This window comes from Marinobacter sp. SS8-8 (assembly GCF_030540945.1).
Classification (GTDB): domain Bacteria; phylum Pseudomonadota; class Gammaproteobacteria; order Pseudomonadales; family Oleiphilaceae; genus Marinobacter.
This window is the reverse complement of the sequence record NZ_JASSVN010000004.1, coordinates 136,527-157,205: the sequence shown is the minus strand read 5'-3', so window position 1 is coordinate 157,205 and position 20,679 is coordinate 136,527. Positions and strand designations below refer to the sequence as shown.

Below are 20,679 nucleotides of genomic sequence, written 5' to 3'. Positions count from 1 at the left end.
CCAGAAAAGGAATTTTGATGCAAGTCGTTGTATTTGCCCGGCATCCTGGTGGGGGAATCAGAACCTACTTCTATTATGTCTATGGTGATGAGGCGTTAAAGAACCATTCTTTCAGGCTGGTGTCGCCCGGGTCTGACGCGCTGCAATCTCTGGTAGCGCCCCTGGAAAATGTCAGTGTCAGTTCCCAGACTTCCGAGCGCCTGATCGCCTTGCTGGTGGCTCTTATCCGGGAGGTTGTCACGAAACGGCCGGATCTGGTTCACTCCCATGGATTTACCGCGGGGCTGATAGCAGCATTGCCCTTGTGGCTTTTACGCATTCCTCACGTGATTACCACCCACGATGTCTTCATGCCCGCTCAGTTCAGGGGCCGGCTTGGCCAGCTAAAGAAATTTGTCATGGGCCGGTTGTTCGCCATGGCAAATCTGGTAAACCCGGTTGGTGAGGACGCGGCGGAGAATTTCCGTGCGACTTTCCCTGCTCTTTCCGCAAAGGGAAAGGTTGTCGCGGTTATGAATGGTATAAGAACACTTGCATTCCTAGGGGATGACTCAAGGGATCTGCGAGCCGAGGCTTCGATTCCCGAAAATGCCCTGGTTGTGGGATTCTTTGGCCGTTTCATGGCCCAGAAAGGGTTTGGCCTTTTGGTCAGTGCGCTTGAGCGCTGGAATGAGTCTCGTCCCGACCGGCCTTTACACGTTTGTTGTTTTGGTTGGGGCGGATTCATCCGGGAAGAGCAGGCCGATATTGAACGCCGGGGCCTGGGCGGCTTTTTCCATTTCTTCCCGGCAACCGATTCCATGGCAGCGGCGATTCGGGGTGTGGATGCCGTGGTTATGCCTTCAAAATGGGAAGCTTGCCCGCTTTTGCCCATGGAAGTGATGGTATCCGGGCGCCCGTTGATTGCCACTAACTGTATCGGCATGAATGAGGTTGTGGCGGATTCCCCCACGCTGGTTTTCAGTGTTGGTTCGGTAGACGGCTTACTGGAACAGTTGGAGAGATTTGAATCGGCGCAGTCGGAGGTTAAGGCGGAATTCGATAAATATCGAAAAACGGCGGCTGAGCGTTTTGATGTCAGCATTACCGCTTTTAAGTTGAAGCAAGTATTTGAGCGTGTGCTTGAGAGCCGGGGAGCAGCGGGGTGATCCGTACCCTTTTGGTCAATACAGGGTCTAACGTTCTCGTCATGCTCGTCAAACTGGCGATCACTTTCGTGATGACCCCGATCTTTGTATATAACCTTGGCAAATACGATTACGGGCTCTGGGAAATGGTCGGGGCCGTTGTCGGGTATATGGGGATTCTGGACCTTGGACTGCGCCCGGCAATAAGCCGTTTTGCTTCCCGGCATCTGGCAGAGAAGGATGAAACTGCTTTGCAGTCGGTTTACATGTCCGCCATTGCGTTCATGGCGGTGGTCGGGGTGCTGCTATTTCTCTTTTTCTTATTCTGGGGGGTCTGGTTTTCGGGGTCTTTGGCGCCACAGGGTGAACCTCATCAGAAGTACGCCCTGTTTCTGATTCTAATCGGTGCATACTTGCTGATTTCGTTTCCGGGATATGTGGCAGAGAGCTATCTTGAAGGGTTTCAGAAGTATTATCTTAAAAACAACATTACTATTTTCAATTCAATTGTCGGTTCAACACTTTTATACCTCTATATATCGCCGGAAAACGGGCTTGTGTTACTGGCCGGCATTAACGCCCTTGGTCTGTCTGTCAAATACCTGTTATTCATGTGGATTCTTTCCAGGCCGGCTTATGGCGCCATTCGTGCCCGGCCCGCCAATTTTTCAGGGGCCAGGCTTCGGGAGTTGATTGTTTTTGGTTTCAAGTCCTTCATTCAGGGTATTGCGACACGTGTGGAGAACGCCACGGATGTACTCGTGATTGGGCTGATTATGGGTCCGGCGGTGGTGCCTTTTTACAGTATTCCCGCCAACCTGACCCAGCACATACGGGGTCTCGGGTGGACACTCACCCATGCCTTCATGCCCCTGTTCAGTGGATTGAGTGTCACAGAGGAGAACGAAACCATCCGCCGGGTGTTTCTCATGTCGTCACGCTACGTGGTGAGCATCCTTTTGGCCATGAGCACTGGTGTGCTTATTCTGGGGGTGCCATTCATTTCCATCTGGCTCGATCCGGAGTTTGGTGAAAAAGCGGAACTGATTATTGTCTTTCTGGTGTTCTTCACCGTTTTCCCGTTCATCAATCCGTTTGCCAGCCGTTATCTCACCGCAATTGACAGGCACGGTATATTCGCGAAGCTTACGCCCTTGGCTGCGCTGTTGAATATCACCCTTAGCCTGATTTTGGTGCATCCTTTTGGCCTTGAGGGGGTCGCCTTTGCGTCGGTGGTGCCAGGGCTTATTTTTGTGCCGATGTATCTGCGGTACACCTGTAAGCATCTCGATCTGCCAGTACGCCAGTATTTGTTATCGGCCGTTCTGCCTGGGGTGGCTCCTGCCGCAATCATGGCGGTGATCCTGCTCAGCATTGGTCATGTGTGGGTATACGATTCTTACTCCGGGATTTTGGCCGGTGTGGTGTTTGGCGGTTTAGGCTGGCTTGCCGGGTTCTGGTTTCTGGTGTTGAACAGGGAAGAACGGGATTACATTGGTGAGTATCTGTCTCGCAGGCTGGGAAGGAATTAAAGAATGTGCGGTTTTGCAGGTTTTACCGGAACTGGCCGTAACATCAACAGGGATTCCTGCGAGACAACTCTCAGGCAAATGGGTGACGCTATTGTCCATCGCGGGCCTGATGCCGCTGGAGTGTGGCTCAACGATGCCTTGTCCGTTGGCCTGTCCCACCGTCGTTTATCCATTCTGGATTTGTCACCCCTTGGTGCTCAACCCATGGTGTCGGCTTCGGGCCGGTTTGTGATCGCTTTCAATGGTGAAATCTATAATTTTCAGGCGTTGAGTGAGGAGCTGCTGGCTGATGGGGCTCATTTCCGTGGCCATTCGGATACGGAGGTAATGCTTGCCGCCTTCGAGGCCTGGACCGTGGAGGCTGCACTCGGGCGATTCGCCGGCATGTTCGCCTTTGCATTGTTTGACCGGCAGGAACAGCGGCTGTACCTGGCCCGGGATCGTATGGGGGAAAAACCGCTGTACTACGGGTGGCAGGGCAGTAGCCTGGTCTTTGGCTCGGAGCTCAAGGCGCTGCAACAACACCCTCAATGGCAGGGCGAAATTAATCGGGGCGCCTTGCCTTTGCTGGTCCGTCATAACCTGATTCCTGCGCCCCACACCATTTACTCCGGTATTTTCAAGCTTCTGCCTGCTTCGTTTGTTGCCATTGACCTTGCGCGCCTTGAGCCGGGGCAGCTGCCGGAACCCTCTCGTTATTGGCGTCTTGAGGATCAGTTTGTTGAGTCTCACGATTGGACAGGAGAGACGGCTTCAGATCATCTGGAAGCACTGCTCGCCAAAGTGATCGGTGAGCAGATGGTGTCTGATGTGCCGCTGGGGGCTTTTCTTTCGGGCGGGGTGGATTCCTCAACAGTCGTGGCCCTGATGCAGAAGCAGGCTTCGACCCCGGTCAAGACGTTCAGTATCGGTTTCCGCGAGGACGGGTTTAACGAGGCCGTGCATGCGGCTGCAGTGGCAGGGCACCTGGGTACGGACCATACTGAGCTGTATGTGACAGAGCAGGACGCAAGAGATCTGGTGCCGCGTTTGCCGCAGGTTTACGATGAGCCGTTTGCGGATTCGTCCCAGTTGCCCACGTATCTGGTCAGCGAGATGACTCGCAGGCATGTTACCGTGGCACTTTCCGGAGATGGTGGTGACGAGCTGTTCTGCGGGTACACCCGCTATCCGGGCATATTGCGTGGGTGGCAGCGTCGCCGCTCGTTTGGCTCCCGCCTGAAAGCACTCTCCGGTCAGCTGCCGCCTGAATTGACTGCCTGGGCCATTCGTAACCTGGTGCCTTCCCAGAGGGGGCGCAGTTTGGAAGCAATCCGGTTACGCCTGGCGCGAGCCAAGGCTGTTGCCTCTTCACAAAGCCTGTCAGATTTCTATCGCCAGTCTGTTTCTATCTGGCCAGACCCGGCCATAGCGTTGGTGGAACCGGGCGAGGGCAGTTATGGGCTAACAGGTCCGCTTCCGGACCGGGTGCCGGACAATGACCTGAAAACGCTGATGTGGCGGGACCTGAACTGGTATCTGCCAGACGATATCCTGACCAAGGTGGACCGTGCCGCCATGGCCTGCAGCCTGGAAACCCGCATTCCCATGCTGGATCACCGGGTAGTGTCGTTTGCCATGGGGTTGCCCGCGTCTCTTAATATGCAGGGCAATGTCGGCAAGCAGGTACTTCGGTCGGTCCTTTACCGCCATGTGCCGAGGGAATTGATTGACCGGCCGAAACAGGGCTTTGCGGTTCCTGTCTCGGCCTGGCTGAGAGGGTCTTTGCGGGAATGGGCGGAAGAGATACTGGAACCGAACCGACTGCGTGAGCAGGGTTACTTCAAGCCTGACATGGTCCGGCAGGTTTGGAATGAACACCTTTCCGGCAGGGAAGACTATAGTTCTGAGTTGTGGGGCATTTTGATGTTTCAGGCCTGGCTGAAAGAACAGGGACTCCAAATTGGTTCCGGAGTGAAAAAATGAGCACGCTTACCAATCCTCTCGTGAGCATTATCACCCCAACCTATAACCGGGCTGATTTTATAGAGCAGGCCGTTAATAGTGTTCTGGCCCAGACCTACGCGAGTTTCGAGTTGCTGATCGTGGACGACGGTTCAACAGACAACACCCGGGATCTGCTGAAGCCCGCGCTGGCGGATTCCCGGGTCCGCTATTTCCGCCAGCAGAATCAGGGGCAGAGCGTTGCCCGTAATCTTGCCCTCTCCGAGGCAAAGGGCGACTTGGTGTGCTTCCTGGATTCTGATAATTACTGGCCCGCTGAGAAGCTGGAGCATCAGGTTAGCCTTTTCAGGCAGCATCCGGATTACGATGTGATCTATGGGGATATCATCGTTATTGATGAGAAGGGTCAGGAAGTTTCCCGAAAGAATATGAGGCGATATTCGGGCCATATAGCCAGGTATATGATTTGTGATAACTGCGTGAGCATGAATACGGCAATGGCCCGGCGCCAGTGTTTTGACGAACTCGGTGCAATGAGCGGTAAACGTCGGGTTGCCGATGATTATGATTTGTGGCTTCGGTTTTCAGCCAGGTTCCGGTTTCTTTATGTTCCCGAGTTCCTTGCCTACTATCGGGTAATGGACGATCAGATTTCTTCGGACAAGACCCGGCGTTTTGATTCCAACTGGCAGATCATTACCGATTTCAGGCAGGAATTTCCGGATGCCATGTCAGAGCAGGAGTTCGATTCGGGGTTTGCTGCTTTTCACAGCAGGAAGGCTCGCTACCTGGCAAGTCATGGCTTCAGGAGCCAGGCACTGGCAGAGATGGTAAAGGCACTTCGGCTGCTCCCTCTGCGTCGTGCTTCCTGGCGCAGCCTTGCCGCTGTTCTGCTGAAGTAGACGGTGTCGGGAATGGCATCGGGGGGTTGCAATGGCGACCGTTAGCGTGGTGACGCCCACCTACAACAGGGCCCGGTTCCTGCCGGACGCAGTGACAAGTGTTCTGTCTCAGACCTTCGGGGACCTTCAACTGATCATTGTGGACGATGGCTCCGACGACAATACCCGTGATGTCCTGGCGCCCTTTCTGGCTGACCGGCGAGTTCGTTATGTCTACCAGAAAAACCAGGGCCAGAGCCATGCCCGTAATCTCGCCCTTAAGCAGGCGACGGGGGATTGTATCGCGTTTCTTGATTCTGACGATGTCTGGGCGCCAGACAAACTGGAGAAGCAGCTGGCTGTTCTCCAGGCAAATCCCGGGGTTGATATCGTCCATGGTGATGAGGCCACGATTGATGAGCAGGGGAAGGTTATCAGCTTTGAGAACATGAAGCGTTATTCCGGCCGGATCACGCGGTATCTGTTGGCTGACAACAGCGTGAGTATTACCACGGCGCTGGTGAGGCGGCGGTGCTTTGATGAGATGGGTGGTTTCGACACCTCGGTGGGTGTTGCTGATGACTATGAGCTGTGGCTGAGGTTTTCCGCCCGGTACTGTTACCAGTATGAGCCCGGCATTGTTGCCTCGTACCGGGTGATGGCGGATCAGATTTCATCCGATAAGCGCAGGCGGTTTGCCGCGAACGAGCGGATTATCCAGGAATTCCTGGCGCGGTATGGTGAGGTTCTGTCTCCGGGCGAACGCCGCTGGGGACTGGCCCGTTTCAATTGTCGCAAGGCAAGGTACTTTGCCAGTGCCGGTGAGCGTGGCAAGGCCGTCGGCGCCATTGCCGGGGCACTCCGTTATGCGCCGCTGGATCCGGTTGTCTGGCGAGCGCTGTATCGCGTTGCGGTGCCCCGAAGATGACACGGGGTACGAAGCTAAGTGCGGTGCCTGCGGGTAGCAGGATGCCCCGATGTGTGCCCTGGCAGACGAAATACCGGGAAGGTGTGCTGAGGCTGTTCGGGGACGTGCCCTACAAGGCGGAACTGTGGCAGTGGCAGTTTGAGTCCAATCCTTTTGGTTTGCCCTTCACGCCGGTTGTGCTGGTTGACGACAAGGACGCAGTAGTCGGATTCAACGGCGTGATGGCCGCGCGCGTAACCGACCGGGGAGAAGCGATAAGGGTTTTATGGAGCTGTGATTTTTACCTCGCTGAGCAGTGGCGTGGGCAGGGGTTGGGCAGTGTCATCAAGCACGAGCTGCATGGCAAGGCGCCTGTGATTATGGCTTTTGGAATCAGTAATCAGGCCAGTAAAGTACTCCGTCACCTTGGCTGGGTGCCTGACGACTCGGTTAGAAGCTACAGGATGCTCCGCCAGCGCAACGGGCTTCGTAGCTGGTTGTTGAGCGGTCTCCAGTGGCTGAACAGATTGCGGATGGCCTTTTCCCCTGTATCCGGTGCTGCCGGGCTGCGCATTCATGTGCGCTCAAGGCTTCCTGAAAGCGCACGGGTTGATGCGCTCTGGGAGCGTTGTGCACCGGGCTATGGAAGGGTTGTTCAAAGAGACTTTGCCTACCTTGACTGGCGTTATCAGAGGCATCCGTTGGGCCGGTACGGGTTCGTTTGTGCCTGGCAGGATGATGAGCTGGTGGCAACACTGGTTACCCGCTTCAGCCGGGGCACTTTGCGTATTGTCGATTATTGCGGTCCGGCCCGGAACCAGCCACTGAAGCGTGCCCTTGTGGGGGCAGCGGTCCGGCACTGGCCCCATGCAAATCAGGTGTTTTCGGTTACCTCGGATCCGGAACTGGCGGAATCGTTTCTGGCTGAAGGGTTCGTTCAGCTCCGGGGCCGGCCACGTTTCTATATCTATGAACCGGGAGCGGAGCACTCTGCTGGATCGTCTGCCTGGTTTATTATGGCCGGTGACTCCGATGGCGAGTTCCTCCAGGCCGCCAGTGATTTTTATACCACGGAAACCGTGCAAGGTATGTCGTCCGTGGAGCGTGCACCATGCTGAGTGTCCAACCGGTTTCCGAAGCAGGCTTTGCCGCCATGGCGGAGGAATGGCGGATGTGCCTTGAAGCATCTGATGCCAACCCTCTGTTTATGAGCTGGCCCTGGCTGTATAGCTGGTGGGAAACCTGGTCCCAGGTTCTGGGTATGGAACTGGTGCTGCTGGGTGTGGTTGATCAGCAGGGCAAACTGGTTGGCATTGGGCCTTTCTGCCGCCGGGTTCTGGTGACGCCAGCGGGGATTCGTGTGGCCCGCCTTTATATGCTTGGGAACGCCTGGCGGCTTGCACCAACGGTGCGTACGGAGTATTGCGGAATCATTGCCCGCCGGGGTTATGAGAGTGATGTCACAGCGGCGATTATTCCGGCGCTGGAGGAACTGGGCTGGGATGAGCTGGTTTGTTCTGATGTGCCCGATGATCGGTTGGAAAACCTCAGAGCCGGGGGCTTTGATGAGCGAAGAGGTTACCGGACCATTCACCGCACCGATGATACAGGCATCCGAATCAATACTGTTGGCCGCTTTGGTGACTGGTTGGACGGGCTTGGAAAGCATACCCGGCTTAAAGCCTTTAACCGCAGGGCATATCTGAAAAAGCAGGGGGAGCTGGTTTTTCTTGGTTACGATGAGGGTCGTGACGAGGACTTTTTTGAGCGCCTGAATGGGTTTCACCGGAATCGCTGGGGGAAACCGGCGTTCGACAGGGAGGCGCTGAGATTTCATCGCCTGCTCCTGCAGAGGCTGCACCTGTGTGATGGTGAGCCGGCTATGAGCCTGGTCCTTTTCAACGGACGTTGTGTTTCTGTGCTGTACGATCTACTGGTTCGCGGCTGCCGGTATAATCTGCAGGCTGGGTATGACGAAGAGTTCAACACAAAGGTGTCCCTGGGTTATCTTCACCTGGGATTCGCCATTGAAGCTGCGTTCAGCCACCGGGCTACGAATGCTTATGACTTGCTGGCCGGAACCGGGAAAAAGCAGTTCTATAAGTCCCATTTTCATGGGGAAGCCGTGCACTTCTCCACCTTTCAGGTGGTTCGCAGCCCACTGCTCAAGGCTTTGTACGGCATCCAGGCGGCCAGTCCACCGTTTGTGGCGAGAGCCTTCATTCGTAGGGTAGGATTGTGACTGTCGTGGTGAAAACCACTGTGTGCAGGCACAATGCGGCCAGCGGGTAAGGGATGTAGGCGTATGACGATTGAAAGGATTCGTTTTCGCGGTTTGATCCGGGCGGTATCTCCGTTCCTTGTACTGTTCGGTGCCCTTTTCCTGCTTATCTGGCCCACCGTTGAGGGTATTGTCAGCCGCTGGTTCAAGTTTGACGAATCCTACTCCCACGGTTGGTTGCTTTTGCTGGTTTCCGTTGTACTGGTAGTAAGGACGATAAAACGGGAATCACCTGTTTCCGGTTTTTACCCGTTATGGCTGGTGCCGTTTGCCCTGGCGTTAATGGCGTATGGCCTGGGCGATATAATGCGCCTGCAGGCACTGCAGGAGATAACGGTTGTTCCCCTGTTACTGGGTGCGCTTGCCATCCTGCTGGGTTGGCGGCAGGTGAAGGCGTTCATTATTCCTGTCGGCGTGCTTATCTTCGCGGTGCCGGTCTGGGATTACCTGTCCTGGACGCTTCAACTGATTACGGTCGAGATCAATCAGTTGTTATTGGGCCTGTTCGACATTGAGTTTGAGGTTGAGGGAGTATTTGTTTATCTCATCGGTGTGGGTGCCTTTGAAGTGGCCCATGGGTGTTCTGGTTTGCGCTACCTGCTGGTAGGGCAGTCACTGGCGGCACTTTACGGTGAGCTGAACTTCCGGCGCCTGCGTTCCCGTGTCCTGTTTTTCCTGATAGCTGTCCTGTTTTCGCTGTTGGCCAACTGGATTCGTGTGTTCGTGATTATCTACATGGGTTATGAGACGAACATGCAAACCAGCCTGATTCGGAATCACGATAACTTCGGTTGGTGGGTGTTTGCGGCTGCTCTGGTGCCTTTATTTTTCATTGGGCGCAAGCTGGAGCTGAGCCAAGCAGAGCAGAGGTTGCCGGGCGAACCCGCACCGGATGCCACCGGTAAAAAAAGCCACCGGCGGCTTTGGATTGGCGTTCTGGTGGCTTCGGTGCTGCCTGTTATTATGTGGGTCCTGCTTCCATCGTCGGCAGGGCAGATAAAGCCGTCGCCGGATGCGTTTGACTTCAGCCTGAACGAAGAACGCTACGCTCCGCTATTCGGAAACCGGCTGAGCGGCTGGCGGCCGCAAATGCGGAACCCGGACCTGGTCTTCGCCCAGACCCTGTTTGATCGCAAGACCGTTACCGGTGAGGCGGGACCCGAGCAGCAGTTGTTTGTGGGTGTGTACAGTTACGAGAATCAGCGCCACAGGGCGGAGCTTGTGCAGTACTGGAACCGCATTTACGACCGTGATGACTGGATGCCAGAGCGGTTCTTCAAAGTAACGTCGCCTTCAGGTATTCCTCTTCAGGGTGTGACTCTGCGAAGCTTTTCTTCCGGCAAGCGAGTCCACCTGGCTTATGGATATTATGTTTCCGGTTTGTGGGAGACGGACCAGTTGCGCGCAAAGCTCGCCCAGGTTTTGAGCCTGTTCAGCGCGCGCACGGACGCGTCCCTGGTTATTTTCGGTGTGGCGTGCGAGGAATGTGATGGCGAAGTCGCAGTGGGTGGCCTGGTTAAAAATACCCTGCCGGTGATTGTTAGCCAGATTGATCGGCACTTTTACGACACTTTTACGAGTAGCCACGAGTAGCGCGATCAGGCAATACGCAATCGCGCAACCGCCATGTGAGCCAGGCTACCCCCGGTCACCATACTTCTCCAGCACCCGTTTTGCGTCCGCATCGCGACCATTGGCGCGATAGGCCTCAACCAGGTGCATCGCAATTTCCTCTGAATCAGGCTGTAGTTCGTGGGCTTTTTCAAGCACCGGCAGGCTTTCCTCTGTTTGCCCCGCCTCGAACAGGATCCAGCCGTAGGTGTCGGCAATGGCGGCGTTGTCGGAGTTCAGCTCGAAGGCTTTCCTGGCCAGTTCCATGGCGCGGTTGTCGCCTTGCTGGTGATAAATCCACGCCAGGTTGTTGAGGGCCACCACGTTTTGAGGGGTTACCTCAAGCAGTTCTTCATAGGGGGGTATCGCCTTGTCCGGTGCCTCGTTTTCTTGATACAGCACGGCCAGGCTCATAAGCACCTGAGGGTTGCGTGGAAACGCCTGGCGCGCATTTTCGAGGGATTTGATCGCCTTAGTGCTTTGTCCCGACCGGGCCAGAGAGCGGGCGTAGGCTAATTCAAGCTCGGCGGTTTGTTCCCGTTCAAGGGCAAGCTGATAGAGCTCGGCGGCTTCCTGGTACTTTTCCTGCCTTTCAAAATAGCGGGCTTCAATACGGAAAGGAGTCGCGGATTCGGGATGTTGTTGTTTAACGTCTCTCAGGATGTTCCGGGCTTCTTTGGCATTTCCCTGGGTGAACTCAACAACAGCCGCCTGGATACCGATCTCTTCGTTATCAGGGAAGAGTATGCGGCCCCGGCGGAGCACATCGGCGGCCTGTTCCAGGCGGTCCCGCTGGGCCAGCTGAGTGGCAATACCGTGGTACACGGAGGCAACCAGTGATTCTGCCGGGGCGGGGCTGGATTCTTCTTCCCGTTCAAGCAGGCCCGCGGTCAGTTCATCGGCCCGTTGGGTGTCGTTGTCAATCAGCGCCGATTCCAGCAATATCAGCCTGGGGCCATACGCGCCCGGCTGTTTCTCCCGGACCCGCTCCATCAGCGCTTTCAGTTCTTCACGCGGCATAACCGAGGAGATCCCCTGCAGTGCCTGACGATTGTCCGGGAACCGTTCAATGGCACGGCGGTAGTAGTCTTTTGCCTGATCTGTCTCACCGCGCAACCGTGCGAGATTGCCAAGGGCGTTAAGCCCGGCAGGGTTCTCGCTATCCGTCTCTACCGCTCTCTGGTAATACCGCCTGGCTTCCTCGATATTCCCTGCGTTGGCGGCGATATTGCCGCGAGTAACCAGTGCGGCAACACTTTTGGGTTGCTCCTTTACCCAGTCGGAAGCCGCGGCGATGGCTGCATCGTTGTCGTTGGCGGAGACATGGGCCTGGACGACCAGCAACCTTGCCCGCTCCGATTCCGGATCCTTCTCCAGTACCCGGTTGGCCTGTTCAATGGCCCTGCCGGTCTTGCCGGTGCGCACCAGATAGGTTGCATATCGCAGCCGCAGGCTGTTGTTGTCGGGGGCCAGATCCAGGGATTTTTCGATGAACTGTTCACCGCTCTCGCTGTCGCCGCTGACCAGCGAGGCGATGCCCACCAGCGCCAGGGTTTCCGGGTCTGAATCCTGGTCTTTGAGATTGGCAAGAATTTCCCTGGCGCCTTCCGGGTTGCGCATTTGGAGGCGGGTGGCCGCAAGCAGTTTCCTTGCCTGTTCGGAGTCTTCCATAGTGGCAACCGGCGCCAGCAGGGCTTCTGCTTCTTCCGGACGCCCCTGGCGATAGCGAATAAGGCCCAGCATCAGTGCGGCCTGTTCCTGGCCCGGTGCCTGGGCCAGTACTTCCTCAAGATAGCGTGCGGCGTTATTCAATTCGCCATTGTTGAACGCTTCCTGTGCCGCTATCAGGTTACTCCTGATGGTGCCAGGCGCTGATTTGGCGAGAATTTCCTCGTAGACAAAGGCTTCAGCGGATTTTCCCTGCTCCCGCAGGACATCGATCAGCGCTGTCATGGTTTCGAACTTCTGGTAAGTCATAATGTCGTACTGGCCGATGGTTTCCAGTGCGTTGGCGTAAGCTTGCTCGGCGTCAGCCCATTGTCCGGCGGCGTGGGCGAGCCTCGCTTTCCAGAGCCAGAGCTCCACGTTGTCCGGGTTCAGCTCTTCAGCCTGGGTAATGTATTTGTCACCCTGCCCGGATTTATTCTGGGTATAGGCCACTTTCGACAGCCCGATCAGTGGCTCAGCTGCGTCGGGATCGATGTCCCGGGCGGTGGAATAGGCCTCCCTGGCGGCATCCGGCCGGCCTGCCGCCAGGTGGATGTCCCCCTTGATAAGGGCGGCTTTTAGCTGCTGGGCCCTGTCCGGGTCCTGCAAGTTCTCCAGGGCAACCAGTGCTTCTTCATGTTTCTGTTGCATCAGCCTGGCCTGGGCCCGGATCAGGGCTGCTTCGTTGAGATTCTGTTGGCTGATAGACTGTTCACCAACGTTCGAGAGAAGTTGATCCAGTTGCCGTTCGGCATTGCGGGCATCACCGGCGGTGAGCAGATTATTAATGATGACAAGGTAAGGCTCTATGCGATCTGGCTGCAATTCAATCGCACTGCGCGCCTCCAGCGTACTGGCCTTGAGCTCACCCTGGCGCTGGAAAAAACGCGACTGGTCCAGGCGGCTGATATACTGGATCTCTTCCTGGCTCATTTCATTGTTGTTGTCATTGCTGCAACCGGTGAGGGCCAGCGAAATGGCAACTGAAAGAAGGGTGGCACGTACTGCTGACACTGGTTTCATGGCCCTGTTCCTTTCCCCTGTTGGGTTTGGTATTGGATTCCCTGTTTTCTGATCAGGCGCTTGACGATTCCGATGAGGCTTTTATCCGGTATTTGTCGGTCAGGTTGTAAAGCGTTGGCCGGGTGATGCCCAACAGGCGCGAGGCCTGTGCCATATTGAAGCCGCAGGACTGAAGCGCCTGTAAAATGGCCGCCCGTTCGGCGTTTTCACGCACTTGTCGCAGGTTGAGCTGGCTCTCCGGGCCTTCCTCGTCGCAGCTGAGCTGCAAGTCGGCAGCGGTCACCCGTTTTCCATCCGCCATAATGATGGCCCGTTTCACCTTGTTGATCATCTCCCGAACATTGCCCGGCCAGGGGTGGCCCTTGATGGCCTTGATGGCGTCTTCAGTAAAGGCGAGGTTGGGGCGGTCCATTTGTTTGCCCAGGGATTGCAGCAACGACTGCGCGACCACAAGGGCATCCCCTTCCCGATCCCTCAGGGCAGGTACGTCCAGGGTGATTTCGCTGATGCGGTAGTATAGGTCCTCGCGGAAAGTGCCCTGCTTAATGAGCTCCTGAACGTCCTGGTGGGTGGCGCACACCACACGCACGTCCACCGATACCGGTTTTACCGAGCCAACCCGGTCGATCACCCGTTCCTGCAGGAACCGCAGCAGCTTTGCCTGCAGGGCCAGGGGCATGTCGCCAATCTCGTCCAGGAAAAGGGTGCCGCCGTTGGCACTTTCTATTTTACCTTTCTTGCTTTGGGTGGCACCGGTGAACGACCCTTTCTCGAACCCGAACAGTTCGCTCTCGAGCAGGTTTTCGGGGATGGCGGCACAGTTGATGGCGGCAAATGGTTTTTCCCCACGATGGCTCAGATCGTGAAGGGCGCGCGCCAGCAGTTCCTTGCCGGTGCCGGTTTCGCCGGTGATCAGGGTGGTTACATCGGTAGGGGCGACTTTCTCAAGGGTCCGGCAAACGGCTAGCATCTGGGGGCTGGCGGCAACAATGCCCTTGATGTTGGTGCCATTACGCTGGAGCGCGAGCTCCCGGTTATCCCTTTCCAGCTCCGCCAGCCGGAACGCACGGTTCACTACAAAGGTAAGGATGTCGGCATCCAGAGGTTTCTGGTAGAAGTCGCTGGCGCCCATGCCAATGGCTTTCACGGCGTTTTCTTTGTCTTCACGACCGGTAACGACGATTACCTTGGTCATCGGCGCCAACTGGAGAATGTCCTCAAGCAGTCTGAAGCCTTCTGTGGCGCCACCCGGGTCCGGTGGAAGCCCCAGATCAAGGGTTACCACCTCCGGCTCCTCCCGCCGCAGGCAGGCCAGAGCCGTCTCCCGGTCCGACGCCAGGGATACTTCCAGGTCTCCGCTGAAACACCAACGCATCTGGCTCTGGAGACCGGGGTCATCTTCTACAATCAAGAGTCGTTTGATCACAACGGCAACAAGTCCCTTTAAAGATACTGCCTCACTACTGATTCTCGGCTGAATATTGGCACTTTGCAATGCTGGTTTCCGTTCCTGTTCAGTGACGACAATTAATTGGCGCTTTGCATGGGGTCCTGGGAAACGGAAACTGGCTGCGATGCCTTGACATCCTGTGTTGTGGGTTTTTCGTTCGCGAGCGGGATCCGGATGGAAAAACAAGTGCCGATATCCGGTTCACTGGTGACATCAATGTTGCCTCCGATTTTCCGGATGTATTCGCGGGCCTGATACGCGCCGATGCCCATGCCGGTCAGCCCCTTGGTGCTTTCGAATGGCTTGAATAACTGACTTGAGATAAATTCTTTGGTCATGCCTGTTCCCGTATCCTGAATGAACAGGACCGCGTTGCCTCTTGCGATTTTCAGGGCAATTGTGATTTCGCCATTCCGCGGGGTGGCGTCCTGGGCGTTTTGAATGAGGTGGCCGAGAACGCTACGGAGCTGCTCAAGGTCGGCCTTGATGATGACATCCGGACTTTCTCCTTCCAGATGCGGGGCTGGCGCCTGATGTTGATGATGCTCGATAAGCTCTGTTACCAGCTTCGTAAGATTTACCGGCTTTAACGGGTCCTCATTATCGCCGCCAGGTCTGCGAATGTGATCCACCAGGCTCGACATTTTCCGCACGGCATGGTCGGTGGTGTTGATCATGTCATCAATAAAGGCGGGGTTATTCCGGTGCTTTGGCGCGTTCTTCACCAGAAGCGACAGCTGGGCAATCACTGTTTTGAGGTCGTGAACCATAAAGGCGGAGGCCTTGCTTACCGCCTCGAACTGCATCGCCCGGGAGAGCCGGTTTTGCGCATCGGCCTGGGCGAGCAGGTTGCAGGTCTGGCGGGCAACCACCTTGATCAGGTCAAAGTTCTCCCAATTCAGGCCCACACGGGTATAAGGGATACCGATCAGTGCCATTCCGTAGAGATCGTTGCCCAGATACAGCGGAATGATCAGCCATCCGTCGGGGGTTTTTGCTATGGCATCCGGTATTTCCATGAGGTTGTAGGCGACCGGGTCTGATTGGTATTCATGCAAATCGACAATCCATTCGCGGTTTGAGAAAAAACGGACCAGCTCCGCATCACTGTCAATAAGGGTGTGCCTGGGGGTGGACAGGTTGACGACAGCTTGCAGGACATAGTCTTGCCCTTCTCCTTTCAGCCAGATTGCACCGCCATTGCTTTCGACCAGGCCCGCCAGAATTCGGATTACACGTTCAGGGAGTGGCGGATCGTTGCTGAGGTCTGCCAGCTCCCGGGTCATTTTCAGCCATTCTTCCCGGTAATCGTATTTGTAGCCGAAAAAGTTCTGGCTGATCCGCACCATCATGCTGGCGCGGATTCGTCGCGACAGCATGAGTGTTGTCAGGAAGACCAGTGAGATCGTGAAAAACAGGACCTGGAGTGCATCGCCCCATTCACCGCCGAGTGCCTGAACATAGTAACCACCCATGGCCAGGAACAACAGATAACCACCTGCGAATACCAGGGTTCCGGCGTGAAATACCGCTGAACGGGACAGCTGGAAATTGACAGGTTGTTTGCGTGTGTTGATGAGGTTGACCGCGAGCAGGGGGGTAAGCAGGGCATTAACGAACCCGCGGGCGTTCCAGAAGGAATCCGCTACCTGCCCAAACAGCAGGGCATCGGTATACATGAAGAAATCAAAACCGAGAATGCTGGCAACGCCAATGCAGACATATTTGATGCTGGAGCGGCCAAAGTTGGGGGAGTTTCTCCAGATCTGCTCCACAAGCGAAAGGCCCAGCAGGGAAAGGCCAATCTGGCCAAGCAGTTTGACTTTGCCGGTGGAGATGTCGACGCTTCCGAAATGCTCGATCACACCGGTGCCGATTAACAGAACAAGCAGAATGACAGCGCTGGCGCGGAGGATTTGTTTCACCTTGCCGGTGAGTCTGTTTTCCCGGAGCCCGTCTTTAAGCAGGGCAAACAGCAGGTAAACCCAGGCGGCGTCCCGGACCAGTTCGGTCAGGTAGCGGACGTTGAAGCCCGGGTGCCCCCAGAGACTCTGGCTAACGATGGCAAGCGCCCATAGGGCCGAGGTGGCCGCTGCGAAAGCAAGTGCCCTGTCCACGCCACGACGCAAGTGGTGCGCGGCTACCAATATTCCCAGTAGCCCGAAGGTAATTGCCGCCAGCGAGTAGCTGAGTACGTCCATGTTACTGAACATGCCCTATTGCCCCGAAAGGTTGCCGAAAAAGGTGCTGAGAAAGATGAACCCCAGTCCCAAAAGATGAACCCCTGTAAGAGCATAGCCGCGTTTCGCGCCCAGGGTAACCTCAACAAACCGCAGAGCGCACTAAACGGGCCTCTTGTTGTCCCGGTAGAACCGGAAAATCTCCTTCAGTGGCCGTTTGGGTTTGAAGCTGAATTCCCTGGCAAACGCCCGCCCGTCAATCACCACCGGGTATTTGAAGAAAGCCAGCAGATAGGACGGAAAGCTTTTCAGCTTCAGGGTACCGAGGATGAATTTCGGCAAAGCAGGTGGAATTGAAGGCACCGGGACGCGCTTGCAGCCACACAGTTTGAGTGCGTGCTGGTAAGCTACCCAGTCCTGTGGGGCAACGTTGTACACGCCCCGTGTCGGTTTTTTATAGGCCAGGACGATGGCGTCTGCCATATCGTCAATATGGATGAACTGCATCATCGGGGAGAAGCCGGCCAGCACCGGTGCCCGCTCACTCGCCAGCAGCGTGCTGATGGTATTGCGCACACCGGGGCCAACGATGTTGCAGGGCCGCAGAATGGTGATGTTCAGTTCCGGGTAACGCCAAAGGTAAATGTTGGCCAGATTTTCCAGCTCCACGGAATCCACCAGATCGGCACTCAGGCCGGCACTTTTCAGCGGTGCGGACTCATCAATAAGCGCAGGGTTGTAGGCCACCGCTCCGTAGACATGAAACGTAGACAGCACCACCACGCGCTTGATGCCGTATTTGTGGCTCAGGTCCAGCAGTTTCTGGGTGCCGAGCACATTCGCATTGTAGCGTCGCATACGGGTGAGCTGGCTGGACATGATGCGGCCCATGTGGATTACGCCGTCAAACCGGTAGCGCCGGAACAGGTCTTCGAAAACGCGTTTGTTAAGATCGATGCAGTAACTGGGGATGTCGTCGCCCAGGTAGACCTGTTCCCGGAAATCCACCGCCACCAGGTCGCAGGTGTGCCTTAGCTGTTTGATCACCTGCTGGGCGAGGGCGCCGGCGGCACCGGTTATCAGGATGTGGGGTCTGCGTTGTTCGGTCATCAGAAAAGCCTTTTCCGTTCGCTCAGTCCCTTGTCGATCAGCCGGCTGATCTCGGCCTTGACCTGTTCCACCCGTTCAGTGACCTGTTCTTCCGGAATTTCCAGGTCGCCAAAAACCATGGGTGCTCCAAAATTCAGGTGCACCTTGGCCGGAAATACCACGGGCAGGGCAACGGGGGCGTAGGGGATGCCGAGGGCTTTGGCCAGGGGCTTGATGTTGGCGATGGCCGGGATGGTTTCCTCGCAGCCCACCACACCTACCGGCACGATGGGCGCCTTGTACTTCATGGCCAGGTGCATGAAGCCGTTGCCGAAGCGTTTGAGCTGGTAGCGATCCTGGTAGAGCTTGCCGGAACCGCGCACGCCTTCGGGGAAAACGATGACGGCTTCGTCGTTGGCGAGCATCTTGGCGCAGTTGACCGGGTCTCCGAGTACCGCGCCCACTTCGTTGAGCAGATTGCCCAGCCAGGGCACGGTGGGGAAGAAGCGTTCGATCATGGCCCGGGGGATGCGGGGATTTTCCTTTCGGGTCGCGAGGGCGTAACCAACCAGCAGTCCGTCAATCGGTAGCTGGCCGCCGTGATTGGCAATGATGAGTACGGGGCCTTCCGCGGGTATATTTTCCACCCCATGAGCTTCTACCCGGAAGTACTTCTCATAAACCCGTTTGGTGATCGACAGGCCATACTTCATGGTTTCGTTATTGTAGCCCCAGGGGTCGTACCCGAGGGTTCCGATGGGTTTGCGGATTCGGTTGATGTGGTCGTCCAGTTCCGCTGGAACCAGTCTGGACTTCAGAAACGATGCCAGGCTCATGCTTTTCTTCCGATAAAAACGCCCAATGTGTGGCTTTGTCCTCTATTAAGCACCCGGTAATCCCCGCCGGCATTGGCGGTTTCGACGCACAGCATCGATTGCCAGGCCGTGGCCGGAAAGTCCGACAGCCTGGCGGCCTTGGCGGGGCCGGGGTTCCAGACCACCGTTGAGTCGCTGCCAACAGCGGAAAGCTTGCGGCCGGCTCTGGGTGTCACGATAGTCACCGGTTCACCGCTCTCATAGATCCGGTCGGTTTCGCCTTCGAAATAGACCGGGCCTTCCTGGTTCCGGTATTCCCAGTTATTCAGGGTGTCGATGTACTGGCTGCCGCCAAGCCCCAGCACCCGGGTGCGGGTAATGTCGCTGGTGGGGAAGTAGCTGTGCAGCGCCTGGCTGAAGGCGAGGGGATCGTTCCCGAGGTTTGTGGTGGTCAGTGCCAGCTGGCAGCCGCGGACCGAGAAACTGAACGTGATCAGGGCCAGGGCGTGACCGGTCCAGACAGCATTGAAATCTTCATTGGCATCCAGGGACAGGCTGATTTCCACCTCATGGGCGCTCTCGCGAACATCCTCCAGCTTCCATAGGGCTGTGCGGGCAAAACCATGGGCGCTTTCGGTATGAATCCGTTTGCGGACCTCCGGCGCGTTCTTGCCAGGATTGCCAAACCATGGCCAGCAAACCGGGATGCCGCCCCGGATGGCCCGGCCCGGTTCAAATCGGGTGTTGGGACTCATCCAAAGCCAGTCCGCTTCACCCTGGGGCGCAAAACCGGCCAGGTGCGCGCCCTGCAGGACAATGGTGGCCTGAAACAGGGGGTGGTGTACCTCAAGGGCTTCCAGTTGCCCGATGGTTTTCCAGCGCGTGAAGGACCACTGGCCCGGAGAGAGTGATATCGGTGGCCTGTTACTGCTTTCTGACATGGTTAGGTACTGATCAAACCTGATTAAGTGTATTTGCCTACACAGAGAGTAAATTAAAACTGCCGCTCCGGCGAGAATTGCGCCTAAAATACGAGCAAATTCTGCATGAGGCCCGCCGATGGGAGCACCCGTTGTCACCCCCATTCATGACCCGCTGATCGCTCCTGCCAGCGCTGTGCAAGTCGCTGTTGGCGGTGGCGGTATTCAGCCAGTGGGTCCGTTGCATGATCGGCCAGGCGCGGTTTCTGAAATCTGGCTGGATGAGCTGGCGCTGGGGCTGAGCGATCAGGGCTGGATGGCACTGGATGTGCGGGCCCGGCTGGGCAGCGACCTGTTGGCGGCGTTACAGCAGGAAGTGGAAATTCTGGACCGCACGGATGCCATGAAAAAGGCGGGTATCGGCCGGGGCAACGATCTGGTGCGCGACCGGTCTGTTCGCCGTGACAGGATTGCCTGGTTGCAGGGGATCACTGTGCCCCAGGCCGCCCTGTTTGGCTTCTTTGATGCTATCCGCCAGGGCTTGAATCAACGCCTGTTCCTCGGCCTGAAGCGGTTTGAAACCCACTACGCCACCTATCACCCCGGTGACTTCTATAAAAAGCACCTGGACAGTTTCCGGGGCCGGGCGTCCCGGGTGGTCAGCCTGGTGCTCTATCTTAACGAAGACTGGCAGGAGGCCGACGGTGGCGCGCTTCAGGTGTTCAGCGGGGATATTGAATACCAGGCATGCGGCACTGTGTTGCCCGAGGCCGGTCGCATGGCGCTGTTCATGAGTGAAGAGATTCCCCACGAGGTGCTTCCCGCGAATCGCACCCGATACAGCCTGGCCTGCTGGTTTCGCCAGGATGAGGTGCCATTGCCCTTGTGAAATCGGGTATGTGGCGCGGGTGCGGATTTCTCATTGTGGTCGGCAAACCCTTTTGCTAATATGCGCGCCGCGTTCAGGGAATTGTCCTGAAGCGCCGTTATGGTGGCTCCATTGGTGCCTCCGCAACATGAAACCGTGAACCCGGTCAGGCCCGGAAGGGAGCAGCCGAAGCGGTGGAATTGTGTGCCGGGGTGTCGCTGATGGAGTCACCCCCAGTTTTCCCTTCCTGTTGTTGTTAACGTTGTTATTACTCTGATTTTTCCTCGCTACTCCTAACCTTTGCTGCCTGTTTCCGGGATGAAGTTTGCTTCTTCTCACAACCG

At 56.6% G+C, this 20,679-nt stretch carries 15 protein-coding genes and 1 other RNA gene; 10 read left to right on the top strand and 6 right to left on the bottom strand.

What is annotated here, in order from left to right:
- The first annotated feature begins 17 nt into the window (after positions 1–17).
- The 8 genes from QPL96_RS06230 (at position 18) to xrt (ending at position 10,265) form a co-directional block, all read left to right on the top strand.
- On the top strand, positions 18–1,148 hold the full coding sequence (locus tag QPL96_RS06230) for a glycosyltransferase family 4 protein (RefSeq protein WP_303286342.1): 1,131 nt from the start codon (positions 18–20) through the stop codon (positions 1,146–1,148).
- Positions 1,145–2,659, top strand: coding sequence for an oligosaccharide flippase family protein (locus tag QPL96_RS06225; protein ID WP_303286341.1), 1,515 nt, complete (start codon positions 1,145–1,147; stop codon positions 2,657–2,659). Before QPL96_RS06230 ends, QPL96_RS06225 begins: the two co-directional genes overlap by 4 nt.
- Before the next feature lie 3 nt (positions 2,660–2,662).
- Positions 2,663–4,624, top strand: coding sequence for an asparagine synthase (glutamine-hydrolyzing) (asnB, locus tag QPL96_RS06220; RefSeq protein ID WP_303286339.1), 1,962 nt, complete (start codon positions 2,663–2,665; stop codon positions 4,622–4,624).
- On the top strand, positions 4,621–5,505 hold the full coding sequence (locus QPL96_RS06215; protein WP_303286337.1) for a glycosyltransferase: 885 nt from the start codon (positions 4,621–4,623) through the stop codon (positions 5,503–5,505). Before asnB ends, QPL96_RS06215 begins: the two co-directional genes overlap by 4 nt.
- A 31-nt stretch (positions 5,506–5,536) precedes the next feature.
- Entirely contained in the window at positions 5,537–6,412 is an 876-nt protein-coding gene (locus QPL96_RS06210) for a glycosyltransferase (protein WP_303286335.1), read from the top strand.
- Between the two features lie 53 nt (positions 6,413–6,465).
- Positions 6,466–7,509: a hypothetical protein gene (locus tag QPL96_RS06205; protein WP_303286334.1), complete on the top strand. Its 1,044-nt coding sequence runs from the start codon at positions 6,466–6,468 to the stop codon at positions 7,507–7,509.
- Positions 7,503–8,633 carry a GNAT family N-acetyltransferase gene (locus QPL96_RS06200; RefSeq protein WP_303286332.1) on the top strand — a complete coding sequence of 377 codons (1,131 nt, stop codon included), beginning with the start codon at positions 7,503–7,505 and terminating at the stop codon, positions 8,631–8,633. Before QPL96_RS06205 ends, QPL96_RS06200 begins: the two co-directional genes overlap by 7 nt.
- Before the next feature lie 63 nt (positions 8,634–8,696).
- Positions 8,697–10,265, top strand: coding sequence for an exosortase (gene xrt / locus QPL96_RS06195; protein ID WP_303286330.1), 1,569 nt, complete (start codon positions 8,697–8,699; stop codon positions 10,263–10,265).
- Positions 10,266–10,310: 45 nt separating this feature from the next.
- Here xrt and QPL96_RS06190 read toward each other — a convergent pair whose 3' ends face one another.
- The 6 genes from QPL96_RS06190 to QPL96_RS06165 form a co-directional block, all read right to left on the bottom strand.
- Positions 10,311–13,013: a tetratricopeptide repeat protein gene (locus QPL96_RS06190; RefSeq protein ID WP_303286328.1), complete on the bottom strand. Its 2,703-nt coding sequence runs from the start codon at positions 13,011–13,013 to the stop codon at positions 10,311–10,313.
- A gap of 52 nt (positions 13,014–13,065) precedes the next feature.
- Positions 13,066–14,439 carry a PEP-CTERM-box response regulator transcription factor gene (gene prsR / locus QPL96_RS06185; RefSeq protein ID WP_303286326.1) on the bottom strand — a complete coding sequence of 458 codons (1,374 nt, stop codon included), beginning with the start codon at positions 14,437–14,439 and terminating at the stop codon, positions 13,066–13,068.
- A 101-nt stretch (positions 14,440–14,540) separates the two neighbouring features.
- Positions 14,541–16,676 carry an XrtA/PEP-CTERM system histidine kinase PrsK gene (prsK, locus tag QPL96_RS06180; RefSeq protein WP_303286325.1) on the bottom strand — a complete coding sequence of 712 codons (2,136 nt, stop codon included), beginning with the start codon at positions 16,674–16,676 and terminating at the stop codon, positions 14,541–14,543.
- 129 nt (positions 16,677–16,805) lie between these two features.
- Positions 16,806–17,753, bottom strand: coding sequence for an SDR family oxidoreductase (locus QPL96_RS06175; protein WP_303286323.1), 948 nt, complete (start codon positions 17,751–17,753; stop codon positions 16,806–16,808).
- The gene (locus QPL96_RS06170; RefSeq protein WP_303286322.1) at positions 17,753–18,568 is read right to left on the bottom strand and encodes a lysophospholipid acyltransferase family protein; all 816 of its coding nucleotides are present in this window, start codon (positions 18,566–18,568) and stop codon (positions 17,753–17,755) included. The genes QPL96_RS06175 and QPL96_RS06170 overlap by 1 nt, the downstream gene beginning before the upstream one ends.
- Positions 18,565–19,488: a D-hexose-6-phosphate mutarotase gene (locus tag QPL96_RS06165; RefSeq protein ID WP_303286321.1), complete on the bottom strand. Its 924-nt coding sequence runs from the start codon at positions 19,486–19,488 to the stop codon at positions 18,565–18,567. The genes QPL96_RS06170 and QPL96_RS06165 overlap by 4 nt, the downstream gene beginning before the upstream one ends.
- A gap of 118 nt (positions 19,489–19,606) precedes the next feature.
- On the opposite strand from QPL96_RS06165, the gene QPL96_RS06160 reads away from it, so the two are divergent.
- The gene (locus QPL96_RS06160; RefSeq protein WP_303286320.1) at positions 19,607–20,356 is read left to right on the top strand and encodes a 2OG-Fe(II) oxygenase; all 750 of its coding nucleotides are present in this window, start codon (positions 19,607–19,609) and stop codon (positions 20,354–20,356) included.
- 109 nt (positions 20,357–20,465) lie between these two features.
- An RNA gene (ffs, locus tag QPL96_RS06155) (signal recognition particle sRNA small type) lies at positions 20,466–20,562 on the top strand.
- Positions 20,563–20,679: the final 117 nt, after the last annotated feature.